At 46.7% G+C, this 23,576-nt stretch carries 21 protein-coding genes; 12 read left to right on the forward strand and 9 right to left on the reverse strand.

Annotated elements, in window-relative coordinates:
* Positions 1-148: 148 nt before the first annotated feature.
* From cysK to AC3FZD_RS20390, 3 genes are all read left to right on the forward strand, one after another.
* On the forward strand, positions 149-1,087 hold the full coding sequence (gene cysK / locus AC3FZD_RS20380) for a cysteine synthase A (RefSeq protein WP_488737777.1): 939 nt from the start codon (positions 149-151) through the stop codon (positions 1,085-1,087).
* A gap of 30 nt (positions 1,088-1,117) precedes the next feature.
* A complete protein-coding gene (locus AC3FZD_RS20385) occupies positions 1,118-1,825 on the forward strand; it encodes a J domain-containing protein (protein WP_488737778.1) in 708 nt (235 codons plus the stop codon).
* A gap of 115 nt (positions 1,826-1,940) precedes the next feature.
* Positions 1,941-2,765, forward strand: coding sequence for a Uma2 family endonuclease (locus AC3FZD_RS20390; protein WP_488737779.1), 825 nt, complete (start codon positions 1,941-1,943; stop codon positions 2,763-2,765).
* A 101-nt stretch (positions 2,766-2,866) separates the two neighbouring features.
* On the opposite strand, the gene AC3FZD_RS20395 is transcribed toward AC3FZD_RS20390, so the two are convergent.
* The 3 genes from AC3FZD_RS20395 to AC3FZD_RS20405 form a co-directional block, all read right to left on the reverse strand.
* Complete coding sequence (locus tag AC3FZD_RS20395) at positions 2,867-5,284, reverse strand: VIT domain-containing protein (protein ID WP_488737780.1); 2,418 nt, start codon at positions 5,282-5,284, stop codon at positions 2,867-2,869.
* A gap of 219 nt (positions 5,285-5,503) precedes the next feature.
* A complete protein-coding gene (locus AC3FZD_RS20400; protein ID WP_283754282.1) occupies positions 5,504-5,719 on the reverse strand; it encodes a DUF2283 domain-containing protein in 216 nt (71 codons plus the stop codon).
* On the reverse strand, positions 5,707-6,042 hold the full coding sequence (locus tag AC3FZD_RS20405; RefSeq protein WP_488737781.1) for a DUF4258 domain-containing protein: 336 nt from the start codon (positions 6,040-6,042) through the stop codon (positions 5,707-5,709). Before AC3FZD_RS20405 ends, AC3FZD_RS20400 begins: the two co-directional genes overlap by 13 nt.
* 105 nt (positions 6,043-6,147) lie before the next feature.
* Between AC3FZD_RS20405 and AC3FZD_RS20410 the strand changes: the two genes are divergently transcribed.
* On the forward strand, positions 6,148-6,744 hold the full coding sequence (locus AC3FZD_RS20410; protein WP_488737782.1) for an esterase/lipase family protein: 597 nt from the start codon (positions 6,148-6,150) through the stop codon (positions 6,742-6,744).
* Positions 6,745-6,748: 4 nt separating this feature from the next.
* On the opposite strand, the gene AC3FZD_RS20415 is transcribed toward AC3FZD_RS20410, so the two are convergent.
* The gene (locus AC3FZD_RS20415) at positions 6,749-8,395 is read right to left on the reverse strand and encodes a protein kinase domain-containing protein (RefSeq protein ID WP_488737783.1); all 1,647 of its coding nucleotides are present in this window, start codon (positions 8,393-8,395) and stop codon (positions 6,749-6,751) included.
* Between the two features lie 140 nt (positions 8,396-8,535).
* Positions 8,536-8,784 (reverse strand): Ycf34 family protein, encoded by a 249-nt coding sequence (locus AC3FZD_RS20420; RefSeq protein ID WP_488737784.1) that lies wholly within the window; start codon positions 8,782-8,784, stop codon positions 8,536-8,538.
* A 133-nt stretch (positions 8,785-8,917) separates the two neighbouring features.
* Between AC3FZD_RS20420 and AC3FZD_RS20425 the strand changes: the two genes are divergently transcribed.
* Complete coding sequence (locus AC3FZD_RS20425; RefSeq protein ID WP_488737785.1) at positions 8,918-10,174, forward strand: tRNA nucleotidyltransferase/poly(A) polymerase-related protein; 1,257 nt, start codon at positions 8,918-8,920, stop codon at positions 10,172-10,174.
* Between the two features lie 32 nt (positions 10,175-10,206).
* Here AC3FZD_RS20425 and AC3FZD_RS20430 read toward each other — a convergent pair whose 3' ends face one another.
* Complete coding sequence (locus AC3FZD_RS20430) at positions 10,207-12,045, reverse strand: sensor histidine kinase (RefSeq protein ID WP_488737786.1); 1,839 nt, start codon at positions 12,043-12,045, stop codon at positions 10,207-10,209.
* Between the two features lie 184 nt (positions 12,046-12,229).
* On the opposite strand from AC3FZD_RS20430, the gene AC3FZD_RS20435 reads away from it, so the two are divergent.
* A complete protein-coding gene (locus tag AC3FZD_RS20435; RefSeq protein WP_488737787.1) occupies positions 12,230-14,182 on the forward strand; it encodes a C1 family peptidase in 1,953 nt (650 codons plus the stop codon).
* A 25-nt stretch (positions 14,183-14,207) separates the two neighbouring features.
* Here AC3FZD_RS20435 and AC3FZD_RS20440 read toward each other — a convergent pair whose 3' ends face one another.
* Together AC3FZD_RS20440 and AC3FZD_RS20445 are read right to left on the reverse strand one after the other, a co-directional pair.
* On the reverse strand, positions 14,208-14,519 hold the full coding sequence (locus AC3FZD_RS20440) for a DUF4926 domain-containing protein (RefSeq protein ID WP_283754289.1): 312 nt from the start codon (positions 14,517-14,519) through the stop codon (positions 14,208-14,210).
* Positions 14,516-14,869: a DUF6883 domain-containing protein gene (locus tag AC3FZD_RS20445; protein ID WP_347179287.1), complete on the reverse strand. Its 354-nt coding sequence runs from the start codon at positions 14,867-14,869 to the stop codon at positions 14,516-14,518. The genes AC3FZD_RS20440 and AC3FZD_RS20445 overlap by 4 nt, the downstream gene beginning before the upstream one ends.
* 141 nt (positions 14,870-15,010) lie before the next feature.
* Here AC3FZD_RS20445 and AC3FZD_RS20450 point away from each other — a divergent pair, with 141 nt between their 5' ends.
* From AC3FZD_RS20450 to AC3FZD_RS20460, 3 genes are all read left to right on the forward strand, one after another.
* Positions 15,011-15,718, forward strand: coding sequence for a diacylglycerol/polyprenol kinase family protein (locus AC3FZD_RS20450; protein WP_488737788.1), 708 nt, complete (start codon positions 15,011-15,013; stop codon positions 15,716-15,718).
* A 91-nt stretch (positions 15,719-15,809) separates the two neighbouring features.
* Positions 15,810-16,385: a DUF3038 domain-containing protein gene (locus tag AC3FZD_RS20455; protein WP_488737789.1), complete on the forward strand. Its 576-nt coding sequence runs from the start codon at positions 15,810-15,812 to the stop codon at positions 16,383-16,385.
* 41 nt (positions 16,386-16,426) lie between these two features.
* Positions 16,427-17,725, forward strand: coding sequence for a DUF4335 domain-containing protein (locus tag AC3FZD_RS20460; RefSeq protein ID WP_488737790.1), 1,299 nt, complete (start codon positions 16,427-16,429; stop codon positions 17,723-17,725).
* On the opposite strand, the gene AC3FZD_RS20465 is transcribed toward AC3FZD_RS20460, so the two are convergent.
* Positions 17,722-17,964 carry a hypothetical protein gene (locus AC3FZD_RS20465; protein WP_488737791.1) on the reverse strand — a complete coding sequence of 81 codons (243 nt, stop codon included), beginning with the start codon at positions 17,962-17,964 and terminating at the stop codon, positions 17,722-17,724. The two genes, AC3FZD_RS20460 and AC3FZD_RS20465, sit on opposite strands and share 4 nt — an antisense overlap.
* A 262-nt stretch (positions 17,965-18,226) precedes the next feature.
* On the opposite strand from AC3FZD_RS20465, the gene AC3FZD_RS20470 reads away from it, so the two are divergent.
* The 3 genes from AC3FZD_RS20470 (at position 18,227) to AC3FZD_RS20480 (ending at position 23,205) form a co-directional block, all read left to right on the forward strand.
* The gene (locus tag AC3FZD_RS20470; RefSeq protein ID WP_488737792.1) at positions 18,227-19,435 is read left to right on the forward strand and encodes a hypothetical protein; all 1,209 of its coding nucleotides are present in this window, start codon (positions 18,227-18,229) and stop codon (positions 19,433-19,435) included.
* On the forward strand, positions 19,417-20,331 hold the full coding sequence (locus tag AC3FZD_RS20475) for an AAA family ATPase (protein WP_488737793.1): 915 nt from the start codon (positions 19,417-19,419) through the stop codon (positions 20,329-20,331). The genes AC3FZD_RS20470 and AC3FZD_RS20475 overlap by 19 nt, the downstream gene beginning before the upstream one ends.
* A gap of 201 nt (positions 20,332-20,532) precedes the next feature.
* A complete protein-coding gene (locus AC3FZD_RS20480) occupies positions 20,533-23,205 on the forward strand; it encodes a formylglycine-generating enzyme family protein (protein ID WP_488737794.1) in 2,673 nt (890 codons plus the stop codon).
* The last annotated feature ends 371 nt before the right edge of the window (positions 23,206-23,576 follow it).

Consider the following 23,576-nt stretch of genomic DNA (forward strand, 5'->3'; position numbering starts at 1 on the left):
TCTAGAAACCCGGTTTTTTGACAATAGTGCAGTGAGGATTAATCGTTTACGCTTTTACTGATTACTTATTACCTCAAACTTGCCGGTTGTCCATAGGCTTTGGGACAATGGGCAACAGTTCTCTATCTAATCGTTTCACCTGTTCAACATGAAAATCGCACAAGATATCACCCAGTTAGTTGGCCATACGCCCTTAGTTCAACTGAACCGCATCCCCCAATCAGAGGGCTGTGTAGCCAGAATTGTGGTCAAGCTCGAAAGTATGAACCCAGCCGCATCGGTGAAAGACCGAATCGGGGTGAATATGATTGATGCGGCGGAAAAAGAGGGGTTAATTTCTCCAGAAAAGACGGTATTGGTGGAACCGACTTCTGGCAATACGGGGATTGCCTTGGCCATGGTGGCGGCTGCGCGAGGCTATCGGTTAATCTTGTTAATGCCAGAAACCATGAGTTCAGAACGGCGAGCGATGCTTAAGGCTTATGGGGCTGAGTTAATCTTGACTCCGGGTTCGGAAGGTATGGGGGGATGTATTCGCCGGGCGATGGAATTGGCGGAAGAAACCCCTAATGCTTATATGTTGCAGCAGTTCCAAAATCCAGCGAATCCTCAAATTCACCGGAAAACGACGGCTCAGGAGATTTGGGCAGATACGGATGGCCAGGTGGATATGATTGTTGCGGGTGTGGGGACTGGTGGCACAATTACTGGAGTGGCAGAGGTGCTAAAGCAGAAAAATGAAAAAATTAAGGCGATCGCCGTGGAACCGGTCACTTCTCCTGTATTATCGGGTGGCCAACCGGGGCCTCATAAAATTCAAGGAATTGGAGCGGGCTTTGTGCCAGAGGTTTTGAAGGTAGATTTAATTGATGAAGTGGTGACTGTTTCTGATCGGGAGGCGATCGCCTATGGTCGGCGTTTAGCCAGAGAAGAAGGTTTACTTTCTGGGATTTCCAGTGGTGCAGCTCTGTGTGCGGCTATTCAAGTTGGTAAGCGTCCCGAAAATGAAGGTAAATTAATGGTAATGATTCAACCGAGTTTTGGCGAACGTTATTTGAGTACGCCGTTATTCCAAGACCCGGAATAAGCAGATGGGGGGATAGGGGGATAGGGGGAAATGGCCAATTACCCATTACCAAAAGATGTGAATTACTATCAAACCCTAGAAATTGAGCCAACAGCAACGACACAGGAGATTCGCCGAGCCTATCGCCGTTTGGTGAAACTTTATCATCCGGATCTCGATCCCATGGCGGGTAATGCTGACCGGATGGTGGAGATTAATCTAGCCTATGAAACCCTGAGCGATCCCCATAGTCGCCGAGTCTACGATCGCCAAAATTTTCCTTATACACCAGGGGGCGATCGCCCCAAATCCCCCAAATCTCCCCCCCGTTCTGGCAAACCCAATCTAGATCCCGATCGACATTGGCAACAATGGCTCGTGAGAGTTTATCATCCCGTCAATATTTCCTTACTTGAAATTCTGAACTCTATCGAAGCAGAAATTGATGATCTTTCTGCCGATCCTTTTGATGAGCAATTGCTCGAAAATTTTCAACTGTATTTAGAAAATTGTCGCGCCTTATTAGATGAAGCTCAAGTTAGGTTTCGCTCTCTACCCAATCCTGGGCCCGTTGCCAGTATTGCCGCCCATCTCTACTATTGTCTGAACCAAGTTAGTGATGGTCTTGATGAATTCTCCTGGTTTCCTCATAATTATGATGAACATTATTTACATACCGGATTAGAATTGTTCCGCATTGCCCGTGGATTGCGTCAAGAAGCCCAAGAGGCTTTGCAAGAGGTTTATGCTGATGCTTGATGAACTGTTTTTTTTGATCGCAAATACTCTAAAAAAAGCATCAAACCAATGTTTATGAAGATAACCCCTCTTTTACATTGTTAGAATACAACCACCCAACCTAAACTCCATTGCTATGCCTCCCACCGAAACTATTTTCAAGCGGGTTTCTCCTCCTTTTCCCGAAAAAGAAACCCTCCCCACCATGTACGATTTACCGAGTGAAGAAATAGGAGATTCTGGATTGCCTGACCTGTATCATCTGTGGCAAGCCGAACTCTGTAGCGCCACATTTCATCCCCCCATCTATCCCCCCGAACAAATTCTAGTTGCTGGTGACTTAAATTTGTACTATGACCCCGAACATACCCTATGGTACAAGCGACCGGATTGGTATGCTGTCGTGGGAGTGCCTCACCTGTATAACGAAACCGAACCTCGATTAAGTTATGTATTCTGGCAAGAAGAAGTGCCACCCATAGTGATGATGGAGCTGCTTTCCCCAGGAACCCGTAATGAAGACTTAGGTCGAACGGAGCGACGGGGCAAACAGCCCACCAAATGGGAAGTCTACGAGCAAATTCTCGGTATTCCCTACTATATTGTTTTTGACCGCTATCGAGACAAGTTGCAGGTCTTTCAACTGCAAGGAAATCGCTATCAAGAGCAAGAACTGACTGAATCGAGATTCTGGTTTCCAGAATTAGAATTAGGACTGGGATTATGGTTCGGGAAATACCATGGATTAAAGCGACAATGGTTACGCTGGTATGATGCAGAGGGCAATTGGATACCCACGCCAGAGGAAGAGGCGGAGATGGCTAATCAACGAGCTAATGCTGCCGAACAGGCGCAGAAAGCAGCGATTCCTAGGCTTTTGAGTATGGGTATGAGTAGCGAAGAAGTGGCTGAAGTCTTGGGACTGTCTGTTGAAGAAGTTCGTCAGTGGGAACAAGGCTAAACCCATTTCTCTCCCATCTTTGTGTCAGTTTTTGAGCGATCGCCGTTGAGCGAAGATGGGCAATCGCTACAAGAGACAGGTTTCCCTGTCTCTAAGATCGGTTAATTCCCGTGAATTCGCAAGGTTACCGACACTGTACCCTGAACGGAACGGGGAACTGGCCAGCCGAGTAAAACCGATCGCACCGCTTGAATCACATTTTCGTCTGCGATCGTGGAATTCTCCTCATCGAGAAGCACCCGACGAACGCGCCCATTATTCGTCCAGACTTCTAAGGTGAGATCTCCGGAAATACCGTCAGCAATAGCGATCGACTGAATATATTGAGTTAAAGCGGCGATCGCCTCCTCACTTAATCCCTCAGCCTTCACCACCTCAATGCGCGGCTCTACTTGTACCTTCTGTTCCTCAGCAACCTCCATTTCCGCAGCATTCATTTGGGGAGCAGGAGGGGGTGGCGCAGAACCAGGCATAGGCGCTGCAACCCTTGCCGCCGGTGCAAATCCTCCTCTAGTCACCGCTCCAGAACTTTGGGAAAGAGTTAGATCTTGTGGTGTACCAAAAATACCCTCATAACTCACCCCATCGGGCAATTCTACGGGCACTTCCACCCGCACCCGTTCGCCATTCGGATTAACGCGCACCTCCTCACTCACGGCCACAAATGCCGTATATTCAGACAACAGGCGATAATCTAAAGCAGTCTGCGTCACTGCATCGACTCCAGACTTCGTTTCCCCACCATACATCCCCGTCATCAGATCCTTAATTTTCGCCCTACCCCAGAGCTGGGAAATTGCCTCACTATCCCCCCTAAAATTGACCGAGAACACCTGTTCATAGCGTTTTCCCCCTGCCGAAACCCCCTGAATACTTAACGTCCCTGGCTGGCTATCTGCCTTGCGTCCAAACAGCACCAACGGCTGACTAGCAAACAGATCTGGAGGCGCGAGGGGGTAAATTTCTGGAGCCTCTCCTGCACCGCTCCAGGTTACCTCAATATTACTCAATACTGGGTTATTAATTTGGCTAAAAAACTTCTGCACCACTGGATCAATATTCTCATCCTGGCGTACCACTTGCACGGTTCCCCGGCCCACTTCTGCCAGTCTATCCAACAAAAATCGATTGGTAGAACTGCCGACACCAAAGCTATACAAGCGATTTCCCCGTTTGAGATTCTTTTGCACTGCCGCAATAATTTCCTGATCATTGCCAATATAACCATCAGTGAGTAAAACGACACTCCTTAATCGTCCTTCTGGAGGTGGGGGAAAGTTCATCACCGCGTTAATGCCATTCATTAACTCCGTTCCCCCTTCGGCATTGAGTTGGTTAATATACGAGAGTGCCTTTTGGCGGTTTTGTGGGGTATTGGTGAGCGGAGAAGCAGACAACTGGCGAGCTGTATCGGAAAAATCGATAATTGTAAACGTATCATCCGGATTTAAACCCTGAATAAATGCTCGCATCAAGGCTTGAGATTGGGCAATGGGTGCGCCCGACTGGGAACCGGAAGTATCCATCAGAAATACCACATCTTTAGGGATAATTTCCTTGGGTTGATAATCTAAAGCGGGAATTAAATAGGCGGCGAAATGTCCCCCATTTTGATCTTTTTGCGTCAGGAGAGTGGCTTGGGTTTCTCGTCCAGAAACTTGATAGCGCAACACTAAATCTTTGTTGGGAATTTGGTCTTCTGGCGAGAGTTGAACTTCGGTGATATTGCGCTGGGTTCGCACTAAGATTTTATGGGAAGTCGAGCTAATATTGCTGATGGGAACTCCAGCATCAATGTTAACGGAAACTTGGATATCATGACCCGATCGCGTCCCCGGCTTCAGTACGGGAGGCGTAATCCGAGAAGCATCAGGCACTTGATCTGTATCTTCTGTTCCCTGAATCGAGTTACCGGGAATATAGCGCGGCCCTACCACCATGGGAAAGACAAACTCATAATTTCCCCCTTCAAACGTGAGGGAGTCCGTGTAGCGAATAGTGACCTCGATTTTTTCCCCTGGTCGAATATTGGCTAAAGATTGGGTGAAAATATTGTCCCTCTCTTGCTCTAAAAGTCCCGCAGTGCGTCCTTCTGCTCTCGCTTGTTCGTAGATTTGTTGGGCTTCTTCCCGCTTCTTAATGCTACCCTTGATGATGCGATCGCCCAATTTAATCTCCATATCATACACCGCCGCCTCATCTGGCAGGGGAAACACATACACCGCTTCCAGGGGGTCTTCAAATGGATTTTCAAAGGTTTGGGTTACTTCCACCTGGGAAACATTGCCAGAAACCTTGGCATTAACTGAAGTGTTTTTTAAGGGGAAAACTTGGGTTTGACCCTCTTTTGAGGTCACCCAGAGGCCGTTGGTGGTCAAATCAGCAGGGGGTTCCATCGGGTTAGCGGCTTGGATCATGGTATTAGGTGAAGTAGAAGGAATAACAGAGATGTTTGCAGTCGTTTGCAAGCATCCGGTAAGTAGCAAGGATAGGGGTAGAAAATAGATCGGTTTAGTCATAAGAATAGGGGTAATGGGTAATGGGTAATGGGATATCTTCTCGCGTCTCCATGTCCCCATGTTCCAGAATGGCATAACTGCAAGGGGGATTAGCCCAGGTTACACTTTTAGTAACACTCCGATTTTCTCTGGCTGAGGATTTTTTATAATGGCTCAGAGATCTCAATAGTTTACTCTGTTATACAGTGAATTTCCGATCCCCTTGCGTCAAACCCCCAGTTAATTAACCGTAATTGCCTCAAAGTTAACCTGAGTTCTATCAGTATCACCTCTAACAAAATTCAACTTTTCAAACCCAATTACTCGACCTTCTCGATTCTTCATCAAAATCACTTCATCTCCGGTTTCTTCGACTTCATATTCATCTTCTGGTTCATCGAACCAAACTACCAAAGTATTGCCAATGGTGTCATGAAAAACTTTTACTTTTGCCATATCTTTTCTCCTTCTTTGATTGCACTGGTACGATAAGCCGTAATCAAAAATCCATTACCATTTAATCGTTTGGTGACTGCACAGACCCATCTTCTATCCCCATCGGCTCTATAAAATAAATAAACTTGGGAATCACTCTTACTCAAATGAATGATATCAGGATGAGTCAATGTTTCTTTCACATCTTCTAATCTTCCCTCCATAATCGGATGCTTAATTGTAGTAATCAATTCCCAGTAACTCACTGTTGTTTGAACTTGAAAGCCAATTGGAGTATCGACTATAAACAAAAGTTGCTCATCCACAGGAGAATTATCGCTCATTGTCACGTCCCCCCAATCTTATCCCAGAATGGCATAACTGCAAGGGGGATTAGCCCAGGTTACACTTTTAGTAACACTCCGATTTTCTCTGGCTGAGGATTTTTTATGGCGACTCGCAATCCTGTTTTACTCATTCATGGTATTGATGATACTGGAGCCGTATTTAGAAAAATGTCTGCGGTGTTAGAGCGTCAAGGATGGTTGACCCATGCTCTAGATCTAGTGCCCAATAATGGTAAGGTGGGTTTAGATCGATTGGCCGAACAAATTCAAGGGTATGTCGAGGGAAGGTTTAGTCCAGATACCCGCTTCGATATTGTGGCGTTTAGCATGGGAGGAATCATTAGCCGGTACTACTTGCAGCGCTTGGGAGGGTTGCAAAGATGCGATCGCTTTATTACCCTATCCTCTCCCCATTATGGCAGTTTAATGGCCTATGTGCGCCAAAATCCCGGTTGCGTGCAAATGCGTCCCAAGAGCAAGTTTTTAAAGGATTTAAACCGTGATTTCCAGCAATTGAACTCGATTCAGTTTACCTCCATTTGGACGAAAAACGATTTAATGATTTTGCCCGCCAAAAGTTCCCAAGTTCCCGTGGGCAAAAATATCACTGTTCCCGTTCTCATTCATCCCTGGATGTTAGCTGATAATCGTACCATTAAGTTAGTGATGGAATGTTTAAAGAGAAGTCCGGTTCCTTAATCTCTTATGACTTAAAAACACCTTTGATATAGAATATGGGGGAAGCAATCACAAAAGCAGACAGGATCAAGGCAAAGGTATCTGATAAAAAGATATGTATATTCATTAATCCTAATAGGCCACCTATGACTACCCAATGTTTCAAGCATTGTTCTTCTTGAAATTTAGGATGATCGCGCATTAGATTTCGCACAAACATAAATCCCAATGCTGTTAGAAAACCCAAAATCGGGTTAAGTAGTATAATTCTGGCAGTAAAAACAAAAGAGATCAAACTAAACAACAGTAGATCTAACCAAAATTCTTTCTTCTCTAATTGGGATAACCAAAACTCTTGATCGGAGTAATGGGATAATTTTTGTTTAGCTTTATGTAGCCAGAAGAATTCTAAGGGTGAAGTTAAATTAAGAATATTTTGCCATTCTGGTGATTGGTTTTTACTTAATCGTCCATAGATTTTCACTGTTTTTATGCTGTCTAAGGAAAATTTAGCGATCGTTTCCTCGATTTTTTTAACCAGATAAGTATAATTAACTGGAGTATCTTCATCGCGAATCAGAAATAGGGTAAAATGCTTTTTTCCCCAATAAATTTTTAGTTTTACCCAATAGGGATCTAGGGTAGATTTTAAAGCGTTTTCGACTTCTGTTTTTACGTCTGAAGTTTGTAGGGTGGTTTGGGTTTGGTTGGTGGGGGCGGGAGCTATGGAAAGGGCATATTCAGAATTGGATTGAGATTTTTCTAAGGGTAAAAATCCGGCAGTATTGATATAGGTGGAAGGGTTAAGTTGGGTCAGAATTTCTTGGGGAGATTGATAGCGATATTTGGTGGCGGTATGAACCATTTTATCGAGAATTTGAGTTAATTCTGGATCGATGGGTTGGGGTAGATAGTCTTTCCATACCCAATTATTTTCTCCATTGTCAAAGAGTTCAAAGGGCGGAATTTGGGTGAGTAAATAAAGGCAAGTTACGCCTAAGCTGTAAATATCGCTATTATAGGTGGCTTTACCGAGCAGTTGTTCGGGGGCAGTATAGGCGGCGCTACCGATGATGGTTCCGGTTTGTTGTTGGGGGGTGAGATGGATATATTTCGCTGCACCGAAATCGACTAAAAAGAGTTGCTCGTCTTCTTGACGACGGATAATATTATCGGGTTTAATGTCGCGGTGAATGATGTGGCAATCGCCGATAAATTGCAGCACGGGCAGTAAATTCGTCAGCAGTTGCTTGATTTTCTCCTCACTAAAGGCTCCTGTTTCCGTCAGTTCTTGGGTTAAGGTGGGGCCGTTAATGTATTCTTGAACCAGATATTGGCGATCGCCTTCCGTAAAATAGGCATAGAGTTGGGGAATTTGCGGATGTTCCCCCAAGGGTTCGAGCTGAATGGCTTCTCGACGGAACAATTCCGCCGCTTTACTGCTATTCTGGGTTCCCTGTTGTTGGGGCAAAAACTGCTTAATCACGCAACTAGGATGTGACGGTTTATGCTCATCGATCGCCAATAAAGTCCGCCCAAACCCTCCTGAACCCAAGGGACGCAGCGCCCGATAGCGATCGCCCGCCAGTAATTTCGAGCCACAACTTTGACAAAATTGGGCTTCACCAGGATTCTGGGGAGTTTTACAGTTTAAATTGAAGCAGTAGCTCATGGTGGAGATGGGGAGATGGGGGAATGGGGAGATGGGGGGATGGGGGAATGGGGGAGTGGGGGAATGGGGGAATGGGGAATAATTTCAGAGTTCTTCAATAATTCTCCGCATCTGCGCGTCCCTCCATCCCTGTGTCTATGCTAAGTAGGAATCAACTCCCCTGGGCGCAACCTTGCCCATTTTCCCTGTTCTTGCTTAAAACTCTCGCACCCAACGACATCCCATTCCATCTCAATTTCATGATCCCGATGGCGGATATTGACATTAATTTCAGGGTTGATGGCTTCAAAATCGGGATTTTCTGTCAGATGGGGTTGTTGGTGTTGACCTTCCACGGCATGATAGGTAAGGCAACGGTCTACATATTCGCAATTGACACAAATGCACATAATCCAACATCAAGCTAAAACGTCACAATAGAAAAAGAGAAGGATAAAGCAGACTCCTCTTCCCTCAGCTTTTTTGCTAATCTAACCTATTCGTTCTTTAGGTTGCCCAAATATGTTCAGATTGTAACCCATCATGCTTGACTTAACCGTAGCTGCTCTTCGTCCAGAAACTTGGCCCTTTGGTTTAGAATGGCTTCCTGAAGATACCTGTTTAGTGGGGGGAGCGGTGCGGGATAGCTTGCTACAACGGCAACGGGACTATCTAGATCTAGATTTTGTGCTGCCGGAAAAGGCGGTAGAAACGGCTCGTCAGATTGCTCGATTTTATCAGGCTGGGTTTGTGGTGTTGGATGCCGGGCGGCAAATTGCGCGGGTGGTGTTTGAAAAGGCAACGGCAGATTTTGCCCAACAGGAGGGGGAAAGCCTACAGATTGATTTAAAGCGGCGGGATTTTACGATTAATGCGATCGCCTATAATCCCTTTACCCGCAGGTTAATTGATCCCCTAGATGGCTGTCAAGATTTACAGCAGCAAGTCATCCGCATGGTATCGGCGCAAAATTTGGCCGACGATCCCCTCAGACTCTTACGAGCCTATCGCCAAGCGAGTCAACTGGGCTTTACTCTTGACTCCCAAACCCAAGAAACACTGATTGTGTTAGCGCCAAAATTGCGTCAGGTAGCCGCCGAACGGGTACGGATGGAGTTGGGCTATTTACTCAATTTGCCTTCTGGTAGTGAAGCCTTAGAAAGGGCTTGGAAGGATGGGGTGTTAACCGGTTGGTTTCCCCATACCTGTGCCGAGCGCGTCAGCCAAGTGCATCAGGTGGATTGGGTGGTGCAGGAATTTTGCGATCGCTGGCCTCAATTACCCGAATACTTTAATCAACCCATTCTCGCCAGTCAACCCACCCATGGAATTAGTTTAGCTAAGTTAATCCTGTTTATTGCTCCAGAAGTCCAAAAAGCCGAGGCAGAACTCAAAAATCTGAAATTGAGTCGCGCCGAAATTCGGGCAGCACTCTCTGTTTTGCAACGGTTACCCGATATCTTGCACCCGGAGAAAATGAGCCTGCGAGACCAGTATTTTTTCTTTCAGGCGATCCGCCCCGTGTTTCCCACTTTGATGCTGTTAGCACGGGTGGCAGGGGTGGCTCTGGAGGCGATCGCCCCCTTATGCGATCGCTACCTCAATCCTGACGATTCCCTGGTTTATCCCCAACCGGCGATTTCTGGCAATACCTTAATTGCAGCCCTTAACCTACCCAAAGGCAAATTAATCGGTACATTATTAACCGAGATTCAGATCGCCCAAATTCAAGGCAAAGTCACCACCGAAGCTGAGGCGATCGACTTTGCCCAAAATTGGCTCAAACCCTTTAAACTTTAGCAACCCCACGGGTTTCGATCTTCTTCCTCTTTCTATCCAAAATTCTCCGAGAAACGCAATTTTTCAAGGGCTAGAGGTAAGGTGATCTCAAATTTAGCCCCTTTTCCGAGCTGGGAAATACAAACCAATTCCCCTTGATGTTTTTCCGTAATAATTTGATAGCTAATTGCCAAACCCAAACCTGTACCTTTACCCACAGGCTTGGTGGTAAAGAAAGGATCGAATAGCTTGAGAACAGATTCTTCGGGAATGCCTAAACCGTTATCTTCAATCACAATTTTTACTCGATTCTGTTCTTGGTAAGTCTGAAGGCGGATATAGCTAGGATTTTGCTCAATTTCTGCATAGGTACGATCTTGATTATATTCATCTAAGGCATCAATCGCATTCGCAATTAAGTTCATAAAGACTTGATTAAGCTGTCCTGCATAACATTCTACTAGGGGAATATCTCCATAGTCTTTAATCACCTGAATTCCCGGATGTTCGGGTTTAGCTTTGAGACGATTGTGCAAAATCATTAAGGTACTATCTAACCCTTCATGGATATCTACTGCTTTCACTTGAGATTCATCCATGCGCGAGAAGTTACGCAATGATTTGACAATTTCCTTAATCCGCTCTGAACCCACTTTCATGGAGTTGATTAAACGGGGTAAATCTTCTTTGATAAATTCTAGATCGATAGCTTCGATCTCTGCTTCTATTTCTGCTTCGCTTTGGGGATAATACTGCTGGTAAAGTTCAATTAAATTTAAAACATCTTGGGTATATTCTTGGGCATGGTTTAAGTTGCCGTAGATGAAATTGACTGGATTATTAATTTCATGGGCAACTCCTGCCACTAATTGCCCTAAGCTAGACATTTTTTCCGTTTGCACCAATTGGGTTTGGGTACTGCGTAATTCAAATAGGGTTTGTTCGAGTTTTTGCGTTCTTTCTTGCACTCGCTGTTCTAGTTCTTCATTTGCTTGTTTTAATGAAGTTTCTGCATGATGACGTTTGCGATCGATTTTGCCCAGCGCTCTGGCATTCCAAGCAATTAAACTCGAAAATACAATCACGTTGATGATGCCTAATAAGCAAATGCCTAATTCTGCGGTGTAAATTTGGTGACGATAGCCCAAGAGGATCGCCCAACAGACTAAGGGCGGAATGATCACCGCAGCGAGAATTAGACGCTGCGCCAAAATTCCGCCTGCATTTTCCATGGTAATTAATGAGACTAATCCTCGGTGGGGATTGGCCAGGAATATGCCTAGGGTAATCAGAATAAAGGCGATCGCCGTATGTAGAGCCATCGCCGTAAATGCGGAACCATATTGATAAAAGTAGGCGTTGCCGTAAAGATAACCCAGTAAACCCAAATAAGCGATTAAAAAGCCCATGAGAGTGAAAATTTGGGAACTGAGATAATTTTTGCGCCTAAAAACAATGGCTATTAAAGCCAACCCAACAATCAAAAAGTTTAAGGCACTGTTGATCGCCATCCGTCCCGGAGAAGCCGTTGCTACTGCATCTAAGGACTCTTTAAAGACCAGTTGATCGATGCCTAAATCCAGGTTCCACCCATATTGAATTAGGGTTAAAAAACCGATTAAAAATACTAAGATAGCCGAGCCTTGAGCGACCTGCCGAGTCTTTAGAGTCTGTGGGCTTTGATGCCATGCCCACAGGCAAAGACCACTAAAAACAAAGCCAAATGCAGTATTGGCTTTCATGGTGACTAGACCGGGTAGCACGCTTTTAAGTAAACTAATATCAAAGCACCAGCCAAATATCACGATGCACCCAATCCAAAATACAGCGATCGCACTGTATTTTGATAGGATTTGTAAATTCTCAATGAGGGAGTTACCGTGATTCTGCATAGTTTTTGGATACCCTATCATATACTCATCCAATTTATGGTTTTTTTAAGCTTTTTTTTGTGATCTCAGCTACAGTTTTACAAAATGTTTAGATTTGCAAATGAATGGCCATTAACCCTAAAATTCCTCATAAAATTAACTTCAGTGGCCAATCTACCCATTCCCCTTTACCAACTACCCATTCATGCATAGTATCCTCAAAGTCGTCGATCGCATCCTAGACACCCGTCCCGACACCCTCGACTTTCGCGACCAACTCTACCAAGCCACCCTAGTCGAAGTCCCCGCTCGTATCGACCTAGAAAACTATACCAAGTGGAATATTCCCATCCTCGATCAAGGCAAGGAAGGGGCTTGTACCGGGTTTGCCCTAGCCACAGTTGCCCATTATTTGCTCGTCAAACGCTATGGGTTAAAAAATCTCACTCAGGTAAGTCCCTGGATGTTATATGCTATGGCCAAGCGCTACGATGAATGGCCGGGAGAAGACTACGAAGGATCGAGTGCCAGAGGAGCCGTGAAAGCCTGGCATAAACACGGAGTCTGTAGCGATCGCATCTGGACTCATCGCTCCGGCCAAGTGAAACGGGATCTCAACGACTCCCAAGCCTCAGATGCCGCCCAACGGCCCTTGGGAGCCTATTATCGGGTCAATCATAAAGACCTGGTAGCCATGCATAGTGCGATCGCCGAAGTGGGTATCCTTTATGCCACCGGTCTCGTCCATGAAGGCTGGGAAAGCATTGGCTCCGATGGAGTCATCCCCCTCAAAGAAACCATCCGAGGCGGCCATGCCTTTGCCCTCGTCGGCTATGATGAACGGGGCTTTTGGTTCCAAAATTCCTGGGGCAATACCTGGGGAAAAAACGGCTTTGCCCTGATCACCTACGATGATTGGCTGATCAACGGTACAGATGTTTGGGTAGCGCGTTTGGGCGTGCCCGTGATCCTCAATAACCCCATTCCCAGAAAACTCAATCAATCCAGTGGTCGGCACAAAAGCAGCGCCTACACCTATCAAGACTTGCGTCCTCACCTGATTAGCATTGGTGCAGATGGGGAATTAACGGGTAGTGGAACCTATGGTACATCCCCGGAAGCCCTGCAAAGAATTTTAACTGAAGACTTCTCCCGCATTACCCAATCTTGGCAGAAAAAACGCCTCTGTCTCTTCGCCCCAGGAGGTTTAAAATCCCAAGAGCAAGTAGTCGAAGCAATGACCAACTTACGGCAAGTCTTCCTCAATCAAGAAATTTATCCCCTCGCCTTCCTCTGGAATAATGATTATGGGGCAACCTTAACCCAGATTCTGCAAAATGGCTTGAAGCAGCGCCGACCGGAAGGTACAGTAGCAGAAAATCAGGACTTCATGCTCGATCGCCTTGATGATGCCCTAGAACCCCTGGTGCGTTCAGAGGGTAGCCAGCAATGGGGCATCTTGAAAACCAAAGCGCTGCAAGCAGCCAAGGTCTATAATGGGGGGATTCGCCTAACCTTGCAATATATTGACCAATTGCAAAAGCAAGAGCCAAATCTAGAAATTCATGTCATCGCCCATAGTTTAGGGAGTCTCCTCTTAGCACCTTTGGTACAATTGTTAACCACAAAGGATTTAATTAGTGGTTCTCTCCTGGCTGGTGATGTGGGCTATGATAAGCCCATCACCTCCTGCACCCTGTGGGCCCCAGCCTCCACCCTGTCGGCGTTTCATGAAAGCTACGGCCAGGCGATCGCCGACGACAAAATCGGTACATTCACCCTGTTTACCCTCACCGATGAAGCGGAAAATAATGACCAATGCGCTAACATTTATAACCGCTCTCTGTTGTATCTGATCGCCCACAGTTTAGAAGAAAAACCCCGCATTCCCTTTTCCCCCACCCATGCACAAGGAACGGCAATTTCTGGTATGGAGAAATTTATCCGCCAAGATGAGCAACTGCAAAGTTGGATCGCTTCGGGAAAAGTGGATTGGATCTTAGCCCCTAATACCAGCTCCCAGGGCGCTCCATTCCATTCTGCGGCTCGTTCCCATGAAGGCTTTCCCCAAGATCCAGCTACCTTAAAAGCAACCTTAGCCCGCATTCTTGGAGAATTGGAAATGGAGGAGAGGGAAGAACCCGAAACTGAAGAGTAGGCGATCGCGACTTCAGTCAAAGGTGTCAAGCTTTTTGATAGAGAAAGCGGGCAAAATTCAAGAGTTCTTCCTGTTTTTCTTCAGATAAGCGATCGCTCATCCATTTGATTTTATCGCCAGTAGCCAGCCATTGTTTAGTTTCACTCTGCCAAACCACCATAAATTGCTCAGTGGACAGAGGACAAAGGGCAGTGGTTTCTCCGTCTGGGTTAGAAAACTCAATTTCAAAGTGAGTGTCGTCTAAACACTCAACAACTGCACCGCGATCGCCGATGAATAGGTGATATTCTGGTAAATCGATCAGCAGTTCTACAAGGTCGAAGAGTTCGGGTTTCATGGCGATCGCTTTTTAATAAAAAGGGTAGTCAGTCGAGCGTATTGGCCATTTTCGGGAATTAACCAACCCGTCCGCACGGTTTCGAGTTGTTCGGGTTCGATTCCTTGAATTTCAAGATCGATTTGATATCTTGTACCATATTGGTCTTGACTTTGGGCGATCGCTTCTGCATTGAGAACTTTTTGGTAAATTTGGTCGAGTAAGGCTTGATAGTTATCTTTGGTGTAACCTAAATGTTGAGCAAACATCAACGCTTTATTTTTTCCTTTGGGATTTTCTGGGTCTAGGGCATAGTGAGTGAGCTTGCGAGGATCGATGACAATTTCAACAACCAGTTCTTTAAGTTTCACGGTTGGACGCGGAGTTTGCCGCTCATGGGTTGGCATGGAACGCGAGTATTTTAAGGATAACCAGAAAATATAGGTCAGAGGGGGCCGAATTCTGGCAGAATCAGACATAGAGCAGTCAAGAACTGGAAACCCTAGGCGATCGTGTCCATTTCCCCCGTCTTTACTTTAGAGCTAAAATTTCTCACCATCAGTCTATGGCTAGGTTTGATCTTCTTTGCCTCGGTCTGGCTGAGTCGTTATTCTTGGGCTAATGCGGAAATCATTCGCAAAGTTGTCCATATTGGCTCAGGAAATGCGATCCTGTTAGCCTGGTTCTTCGATATTCCCGCTTGGGTGGGAATAGCGGCTTCGATTGTCTTTAGTGCGATCGCCTTGTTATCCTACTCTTTTCCCATCCTACCGGGCATCAATGGCATCGGTCGCCAAAGTTGGGGCACATTTTTCTACGCGGTGAGTATAGGTTTGCTTATTGCCCTCTTTTGGCCCCTGCATCAACCCTATTATGCCGCTCTGGGGATCTTGATTATGACTTGGGGCGATGCCCTAGCAGCCTTAGTGGGGCAAAATTTTGGCACTCATCCCTACGTTCTGGGAACGATACAAAAAACTTGGGAAGGAACGGCTACCATGTTTGCCGTCAGCTATCTGATCTGTGTGGCGATCTTGCTACCAGTTTATGGCAATGTGGGCTTAATCTGGATCAGTGCGGCGATTGTTGCCCTGTTTGCCACCTTCTTAGAAGCCTTTTCTCGCTTTGGTATTGATAATCTAACCGTCCCCCTCGGTAGCGCTATCCTCGCCTTTGGACTCATAGAAGGCTTAACCCTAGGAGAATTTTATCTGTTTTGACCTCCCACAAATACAGCAGTTTCCTCTGCTATGTGGTTTCCAAACCGGTAACACTCACACTAAAATCAATACCATCCCCTATGCTTAAAGTATGCCTTCACCCGTGAAGTCACCTAAATCACAGTCCCCATTGCCTTTGGATCGAGTCCCCGAACCAGAGCAACTTGATAATATTAAAGCCCAGTTAGATCTGATTTTACTGGCACTGGAGGCCTTAGCGGGAATTGGCTCGGAAGCTATGTTACAAGCGGCGAGTAAACTGAATCTAGAAGGAGTAACGGATCGTGTTAACTTGTGGCGTTTGCGTCAAGCGAACCCCTTACGCAAAGGGAGTGGTGGCCGGAAGAAGCTGGATGTGGAAGAGGCGCGATCGCTCGTGTTAATCTGTTGTGAATTAGCCCAAAATCACCAAGAACTGATTCGCCGTGCCGTCGGGCTACTGGAACAACTCACGGCCGAAGATCGCCCCCTCCATAGCATCTCCCTCCTAGGAGACTATCTCGATACCTTTACCAATACCTATCAAGAGCGAATGCTTGATGGTGAAGATATCCCCCCCGATGAGCTTACCCCCTTAGCCCTCAAACTCCTAATCGATCTCCTGTTTTACTCTAGTCCCGGAGGCCCCCGTCGTCTTTGGTTAGCCCTCCTCGACCGCTCCCTATAAACCCATTTTTAATTTTTAATTTTTAATTTTTAATTGACCCCATGAGTTCCTCCGTCGTCCGACGTTATACCCCACCTACCTGCACCCTAGAAATTATCGGCCAGTCTTCCCCTCTCTCACGATGGACGAAACAACCGGTGATTAAAAATCTGCGCTTTCGGTTACACTTCGATGACCCACGGGAAGGGATGGAAGCTAAAATAACCGTTAAGGGCGATCGCACTCAACTGGAAACTCTCTGTGATACGGTCACCACTACGGTGCAGAACCTCCTCACCCAGTCTCCGTCAACCGAACCCAAACGCCTCACCCAACATCAGCTCAACCTCGGCCCTCTGGGAGAAGATGAGAATGACCTTACCGTTACCCTCAGCGCTCTGCAACTTTTCGATCTGGCTACGGCGATCGAACAATATAACTTAGATCTCCTGGCTCTGCCGGAAGAAGTCCGAACGGCCAAATCCATCACTCAAACCAGCCATCCCCTCAGATTTGCCGCCAGCTTACTCCTTGGAATTGGCATCACAGCCAGCAGTGTCATCGTCTTCAAAGACCTTTATCCTTATTCACAAGCCAGCTTTGAAACTGCCACTCAAGCTCCCAGTCCAGAGCTTTATGATAACGCCTCGATCGCCCAATCTCCCGCCGTTCCCCCCGCTCCCTCTGAGGTTCCCTCACCCTCACCCTCTCCCATGACCTCCGATGAAAAACTGCCTCCTCCTCCCCCCATTGGTGGCGTTACTCCTGAAGGGGCGAATCTCCCTCCTGCACCTAATTTTCCGCCCTCTGCTCCCCCTACTGCACCTAATTTTCCGCCCCCTGAATCGGTCTTGAGCGCCCCTTCCGAGGGCATTTCGATCCCCCCCCCGCCTAGCATAGCAGAACCGGAAGAAGCCGCTATTTTGCCCGCTTCTGAAGCCGAACTTCCCGCCCTTGCACCCCCTCCTTCCTTAGAGCGTCCCCCCACGGAACTTGATGATGTGATTCCGCCTACAGAAGCTCAAAGCGCCTCTCCTCCGGTAGAGAGAGCAACTGGGGACAGTCGCTTGTTTGATAACATTCCTCAAGTTGCTGAAGCCCGGCGCTATTTTGAACAGCGTTGGAGTCCCCCAGAAAGTTTAGATCGAACCATTGAGTATAATATTTCCCTGAATTCTGATGGTACAGTTCAAGGCATTACCCCCCTAGGAGAAACCGCATCCACTTACTTAGATCGCACGGGAATGCCTTTACTCGGCGAACAGTTGGTTTCTCCCCTGGAGGGTAATCTGCAACCCCGTTTGCGTGTCGTTTTTAACCCAGATGGAACGGTGCAAACGTTCTTGCAGTCTGGGAATTAGCGACGACGAAACCAAATCGTCATCAGTACCAGGATTTGTAGCAGGATCATCAGCCCATATTCAGCCTGAATGCTGGTAATGAGCAGATCGGAGCCTTGGGGGATGTCCACATTTGCCGGGACTTGTACAAATTCAAACCGTTGATCTACCACCGTATCGAGGTTATTGGCTGCATCACCAATCAGATGGGCAGTTAGTTGGCGATCAGTTTCCTTTTTGATCCGTTGTTGATTTTTCACGATTTATACCGGATAAATGATCTCCCAGATGCTGCTCATGGTTAAATTAGAGATAGCCTTGTTGTTGTTTGCAGTGGTTGGGTTTCCCCGCGACTGCGAGCAGCATTTCTTGGGTTCATCACCTATTACAATGCATGGATCAAAGCGATGGGTAGTGATGATCGGGTTGTTGATCGGGCGATCAAAAAGGCGATCGCTAACTTGACAAAAACAAGGTCATATGATAGAAAGTCCCAGATTATCATCGACACATTGACAAACAATGCCAAAACCATCAGAGGATGAACACAAAGCTATTCAAGACAAAATCCAAGAAGTTGGATTAAACCGATGTACAAAACCACAAAAAAAATCTATTTTGACGGAAGCCAGCAGGCTGATAATCTTTGGAGATGAACAAAGCTGTTTAAAGGGAATAATTGATAAAATTTTTCCACCAAATATCTGTACTATCCCGATATCCGATCTTGAAAATGACCGCTTTGGCGAACTTCTAAGAATTGATTACCAGAAATTTGGAAAATTCAAAAGAGAACATCCAACAATAGATCTAGACTTATTAAAGGACTTAGTTACTCAAGGCATTGTTTCAGCCTGGGGAATTAGTGAGCCAAGCTGGAACAGATTTAAGAAGGGAGAGTTGAATAAGAATAATGATAATTTCAAAGCGTTTTGTAGAGTTATCGGATATGATTTATCTGAAACTTCACAGGATAATTATTCTAATTCCGATCGCGAAAATTTTTATAACTTGGTACTTGGTATAGATTGTCAACAGGTTGATTCTGGTATTCGCGAGATCGCTAAACAAAAACGCCGCCTTGGTTTACTAAAAATATCTAGCCCATGCCAATGTACTAGAGCATGGATGCTGCAACGTATTCAAAGAAACGTTATTGAGTATCAAAATAGTCAAGATGTAGTTACTTTAAACTTTGACTTAGAACATATGAATTTGTTTGCATGTTTAGGGAATATCCCATCTATATTAGGGGTGAAAAGAATTGAAGATGTAAATCCATCGAAAAATATTCTACTAATTTTCGACAAAATCGATTGTTTAGACTTACATAGATTAGAGAACGTTTTCTTAGATTGGTATAAGCGTGATATTCTTCAAGGAATTAATCCTAGCCCTTTTTTCTTCTTGATTATTGTCTTGGATCATGGAAAAACAAATAATTGGTGGAGCAATAAAAATCTTAGAAGATATTTTACCGATCTCCCAGCCATCAATTTAGAAACCAATCATCTGAAGGAAAAACTCGATGAAATTTGTGCCCATCTACAATTTAATTTTGATCCGATTCAATTATCTGAGGAAATCTTAAACTTGTCTCAGAGTAGGTTGCAAAGTCCTAATGAAAACCACCCTACAAGCATTGTAGAAATTATTTTAAGAACAATCTATAAAACATTTAATTTTGGCCATTACTTTGACGGAGAAACACGATGGTTCAACTACCCTTAAAATATACTGGAGACGAACAACCGCAACCGGGGAAATGGAGCGAGCTAGTCCAGACTACACTCTATCCCTATTATCCCAGTCCAGAATTGATTGAAGCGGTTAACTTAGCCTTATTGCTCAAGCGTCCCCTGTTGTTGGAGGGGGAACCGGGATGTGGGAAAAGTCGGTTAGCTTATGCCTTGGTTTATGAATTGAGTCAACGATATAAACAGATTAATTGGAAATTTAGACTCTGGAATGTTCAATCGACTAGCAAAGCCGAAGAAGGGTTTTACACCTATGATTATATTGGTCGATTGCAAGCCGCGCAGTTACAGCAAACGGGGATTAAAGAGAGTCAAAAAAATCCGGCTAATACCAGCGATTTTTTGGAAAATGGGCCGTTAGGGGATGCTTTTCAGGATAAAGAGGCTTGGACAGTCGTGTTAATTGATGAAATTGATAAGGCTGACCGGGATTTTCCCAATGATTTATTATTGACAATTGAAGAAGGGCGCTATTTTGTTAAGCCTATTAATCAGTGGTGGGAAGCTGACAAAGAAAAGCCGCCCATTATCATCATTACCAGCAATCAGGAGAAGAAATTACCCCGCGCTTTTCTCAGGCGTTGTCTGTATCATTATATTGAATTGCCGAATCAAGAAGAGTTGAAGAGAATTCTTGAGGGACGGTTTAAGGAAGCACCGGAAGAAGTGGTAACTCAAGCCATTGATAAATTCTTAGAATTGCGAGAACAGATGGACGAGCGCAAGGTGAGTACCAGCGAGTTGATTGATTGGTTTCAGGCGTTAATTGGCTATGAACCGGACAAGGTTTTAGAGAAATTAGGACAAAAAGATTTACCCTATGCGACTGCGTTGTTGAAAGAGCGAGAAGAACGGCAAGATTTTTTATAAATTGTAGGGGTAATTCATGAATTACCCCTACAGTTTACTGTAGGGTGGGCACTGCCCTACACTCTAGATCCCCCCAACCTCCCTTAAAAAAGGGGGGCAGTAAAAGTCCCCCTTTTTAAGGGGGATTTAGGGGGATCTTTAAATTTGATGTGAGAAATACAGAAACCGGGTTTCTCGACCCTGGGCGGGTACAATAAAATCATGAAAAATCCACCCTTATTGAACCTATTTTTGCAATTGCGCGAGCCGCTCCATCTGACGACTGAGCAGTATCGGTTGGCGCTGGAGGGATTGGTGAGTTCCTTGGAACAGGGGTTAGATATTAGTGATGCCGATAAAATTGGGCGGTTGTTTCGCATCGTGTGGGCGAAGTCGCCCCAGGAGCAGCGCATTTTTGATGATGCCTTTGCCCAATGGCGCAAACAGGAGTCGGAGCAGGTGACGGTGGCGCTGGGAGAGTGGGTGCAGCGAGAGCAAGGGCAAGAGCAAGGGGAAAGGAAAGGAGAGGAAGAGAAGGGAAATGTTGTTCCCCTTGTAGATAAGCGCCAGTTTCCCGATGGGGAGGAGACGGGGGAGACGGTTGAGAGCTGGTTGAGTCAGAGGTATAGCGCCCCTGAAGTGGGGGAAGCGGTGCGGAAGTCGCCCCAAGAGCGCAATTATTTTCCCGTGAGTCGGCGGGAGATGGAGGGGTTTTGGAGTCGGTTACAGTCGCCGATGCTCTCAGAAGAGTTATCGCGGGAAGTGGATGTGGTGGCGACGGTGACGGATGTGGCGCGGCGGGGATTTTTTACCGCTCCGGTGTATCGTCGGCAGTGGCGCGAGGGGTTTGAGGTGATTCTGTTGGTGGATAGCTCGGCTTCCATGGTTCCGTTTCAGCCCTTGTGTCGGCTGTTGCTGAAAGCGGCGCAGGGGGTGCGGGTGTGGTATTTTCGCAATGTGCCGGGGTTGCGGGTGTATGAGGATGCCGAATGTTGGCGGCAGGTGCGGGTGAGGGAGATATTGGGGAAAGGGCAGCAACAGCAGGTGGTGGTGATTTTCAGTGATGCGGGGGCGGCGCGGGGGCGCTATGTGGAGGAGCGGATAGAGGAGACGGAGCGGTTTTTGGAGTATGGGTTGTTGTCGGTGGCGCGGATAGGCTGGTTGAATCCGTTGCCCCGCCAGCGTTGGGGGGATACGTCTGCCGAGGAGATTGCCCGGTTTGCCCAGGTGGATGGGCGGATGGGGATGTTTGGGTTGGAGGAGTTGCAGGATTTGGGGGATTGGTTGGTGGCTGGAGGGGAGGCGAAACCCGTAGGGGCGAACGGCCGTTCGCCCCTACAATCAATGGATACATCCATAACAATGGGGAATTTTGATGCCTTTTCCGCAGAGGGCAGAATTGCGGGATTTTATAGGCGGTATGGGGATGGGTGGTTGCGGTTGGCGCGGTGTGGGGCGTTTCCCTTGGTGCTGACACCGGATTTGTTGTATCGGTTGTGGGAGCGGTTTGGCAAGGATGGCGGTAAAGATTCCTCGGTTCCTTGGTATGGGGTGGCGGATGTGTTGTTGTCGAATCTCTGTCAAATGCAGTTGGGGGAGTCGGAGAAAGGGGAGCAGCAGGAGTTAGAGGAAGTGTACCGGATGGAGTTGTCGATTCGGGAGGAGTTGTTGCGGGGATTGAATGATGGGGAGTTGAGGGCGTTATCTGACTTTTTGGTTCAGTATGTGCAGCAGCAGGTGAAGAACCGGAAGTTGGCAGAGCGTCAGGGATGGGTGGCGCTGGCGTATGTGCAGCCGACGGAGGCAGCGCAGGAGTTGGCGCAAGCATTGCGACGGGCGTATTTAGCGGAGGATAAGGGGCAGTTGGTGCAGTTGGCGGCGCTGGTGGAGACGCTGGCGGAACCGTTGCGCCGGGGGTTTGAGCCGTTGTTGGTGGTGGGGCGGGAGTATGGAGCCTATGGGCGCGGCGTGCCTTCGGAGCAGGAAGGGGCGGAAGAGGTGGCAGGGGTGCGGTTGGAGTATCCCCGGAAGCGGGCAACAACGCCGTTGCGCTGGTTCTCGTTTGAGGTGGTGACGGTGAATCGGAGAGGGGAGGAAATTAACCGGGAGCGGAAACAAGCGCAATATTTTAGTGAAGAGTGTAATGGCGCGAACCTGGAGATGGTGGCGATACCAGGGGGAGAGTTTCTGATGGGAAGTCCAGAAGGAGAAGGGTATAGTAGTGAGCATCCCCAACATGAAGTAACGGTACAGCCGTTTTTCATGGGCAAATATCCAGTAACCCAGGCGCAATGGAAAGCGGTAGCGAGGTTGCCGAAAGTGGAGCGAGATTTAAAGCCTGAGCCATCCAGATTTAAAGGAGAAAACCGACCCGTGGAAACCATAACGTGGTATGATGCGGTGGAATTTTGTGCCCGGTTGTCCCAATATACGGGAAAGGTGTACCGACTGCCGAGCGAAGCCGAATGGGAATATGCCTGTCGCGCAGGAACAACAACGCCGTTTAATTTTGGGGAGACGATAACCACAAAACTAGCTAACTATAATGGCAACACTACTTATGCCGAAGAGCCAAAAGGAGAATATCGACGAGAAACTACACCCGTGGGATATTTCCAGGTGGCAAATCCGTTTGGTCTTTATGACATGCATGGAAATGTGTGGGAATGGTGCGCGGATGAGTGGCATGAGAGTTATGAAGGAGCGCCTAGCGATGGAACTATATGGCTAAATAGCGATGAAAGGAATAGTAAAAAAGACAGAGTAAGACGCGGTGGTTCTTGGAGCTACAATCCTAGGTTCTGTCGCTCTGCGATTCGGAGCAGCTACAATCCCGACGATCAGTTCAGCGTCTTTGGTCTGCGGGTTGTCCGTCTCCCCCCCAGGACTTTTTAGCCATCTGCTCTTTTGCCTTTTTGCCCTTTGCCGGTTCTCGCCTCCGGCGAGTCGATTTTTTTCGCTGAAGTTGATGTTTTAATCAATATAGACTGATAGGAGCGATTCATTTACACTCCAACCTTAGTATAGCATATCCACCTGACTTGTCACCCCATTGCGAACTTTTAAGTTGGTGCTAATAACTTTTAATTGATATAAACCCGCCCAAACCCACCGGATCTGATGGTCTCGATGCCGTGTGGGGGCGGGTTTACAGAGGTTATGGTTGGGATTTCTGGATGGTTGGGTTAACCCGCCCCTACGAGTCAATTAAAAATTAAAAATTAAAAATTAAAAATGAGGGTTAGAGACTCATTAAATCAAAATGC

The sequence above is a fragment of the Roseofilum sp. KMC-1 genome (assembly GCF_057802075.1).

Bases quoted from the DNA above. Each gene is read 5' to 3' on its own strand.
- cysK (WP_488737777.1), top strand. From the start codon at position 149: ATGAAAATCGCACAAGATATCACCCAGTTAGTTGGCCATACGCCCTTA.
- AC3FZD_RS20385 (WP_488737778.1), top strand. From the start codon at position 1,118: ATGGCCAATTACCCATTACCAAAAGATGTGAATTACTATCAAACCCTA.
- AC3FZD_RS20390 (WP_488737779.1), top strand. From the start codon at position 1,941: ATGCCTCCCACCGAAACTATTTTCAAGCGGGTTTCTCCTCCTTTTCCC.
- AC3FZD_RS20395 (WP_488737780.1), bottom strand. From the start codon at position 5,284: ATGACTAAACCGATCTATTTTCTACCCCTATCCTTGCTACTTACCGGA.
- AC3FZD_RS20400 (WP_283754282.1), bottom strand. From the start codon at position 5,719: ATGGCAAAAGTAAAAGTTTTTCATGACACCATTGGCAATACTTTGGTA.
- AC3FZD_RS20405 (WP_488737781.1), bottom strand. From the start codon at position 6,042: ATGAGCGATAATTCTCCTGTGGATGAGCAACTTTTGTTTATAGTCGAT.
- AC3FZD_RS20410 (WP_488737782.1), top strand. From the start codon at position 6,148: ATGGCGACTCGCAATCCTGTTTTACTCATTCATGGTATTGATGATACT.
- AC3FZD_RS20415 (WP_488737783.1), bottom strand. From the start codon at position 8,395: ATGAGCTACTGCTTCAATTTAAACTGTAAAACTCCCCAGAATCCTGGT.
- AC3FZD_RS20420 (WP_488737784.1), bottom strand. From the start codon at position 8,784: ATGTGCATTTGTGTCAATTGCGAATATGTAGACCGTTGCCTTACCTAT.
- AC3FZD_RS20425 (WP_488737785.1), top strand. From the start codon at position 8,918: ATGCTTGACTTAACCGTAGCTGCTCTTCGTCCAGAAACTTGGCCCTTT.
- AC3FZD_RS20430 (WP_488737786.1), bottom strand. From the start codon at position 12,045: ATGCAGAATCACGGTAACTCCCTCATTGAGAATTTACAAATCCTATCA.
- AC3FZD_RS20435 (WP_488737787.1), top strand. From the start codon at position 12,230: ATGCATAGTATCCTCAAAGTCGTCGATCGCATCCTAGACACCCGTCCC.
- AC3FZD_RS20440 (WP_283754289.1), bottom strand. From the start codon at position 14,519: ATGAAACCCGAACTCTTCGACCTTGTAGAACTGCTGATCGATTTACCA.
- AC3FZD_RS20455 (WP_488737789.1), top strand. From the start codon at position 15,810: ATGCCTTCACCCGTGAAGTCACCTAAATCACAGTCCCCATTGCCTTTG.
- AC3FZD_RS20460 (WP_488737790.1), top strand. From the start codon at position 16,427: ATGAGTTCCTCCGTCGTCCGACGTTATACCCCACCTACCTGCACCCTA.
- AC3FZD_RS20470 (WP_488737792.1), top strand. From the start codon at position 18,227: ATGCCAAAACCATCAGAGGATGAACACAAAGCTATTCAAGACAAAATC.
- AC3FZD_RS20475 (WP_488737793.1), top strand. From the start codon at position 19,417: ATGGTTCAACTACCCTTAAAATATACTGGAGACGAACAACCGCAACCG.
- AC3FZD_RS20480 (WP_488737794.1), top strand. From the start codon at position 20,533: ATGAAAAATCCACCCTTATTGAACCTATTTTTGCAATTGCGCGAGCCG.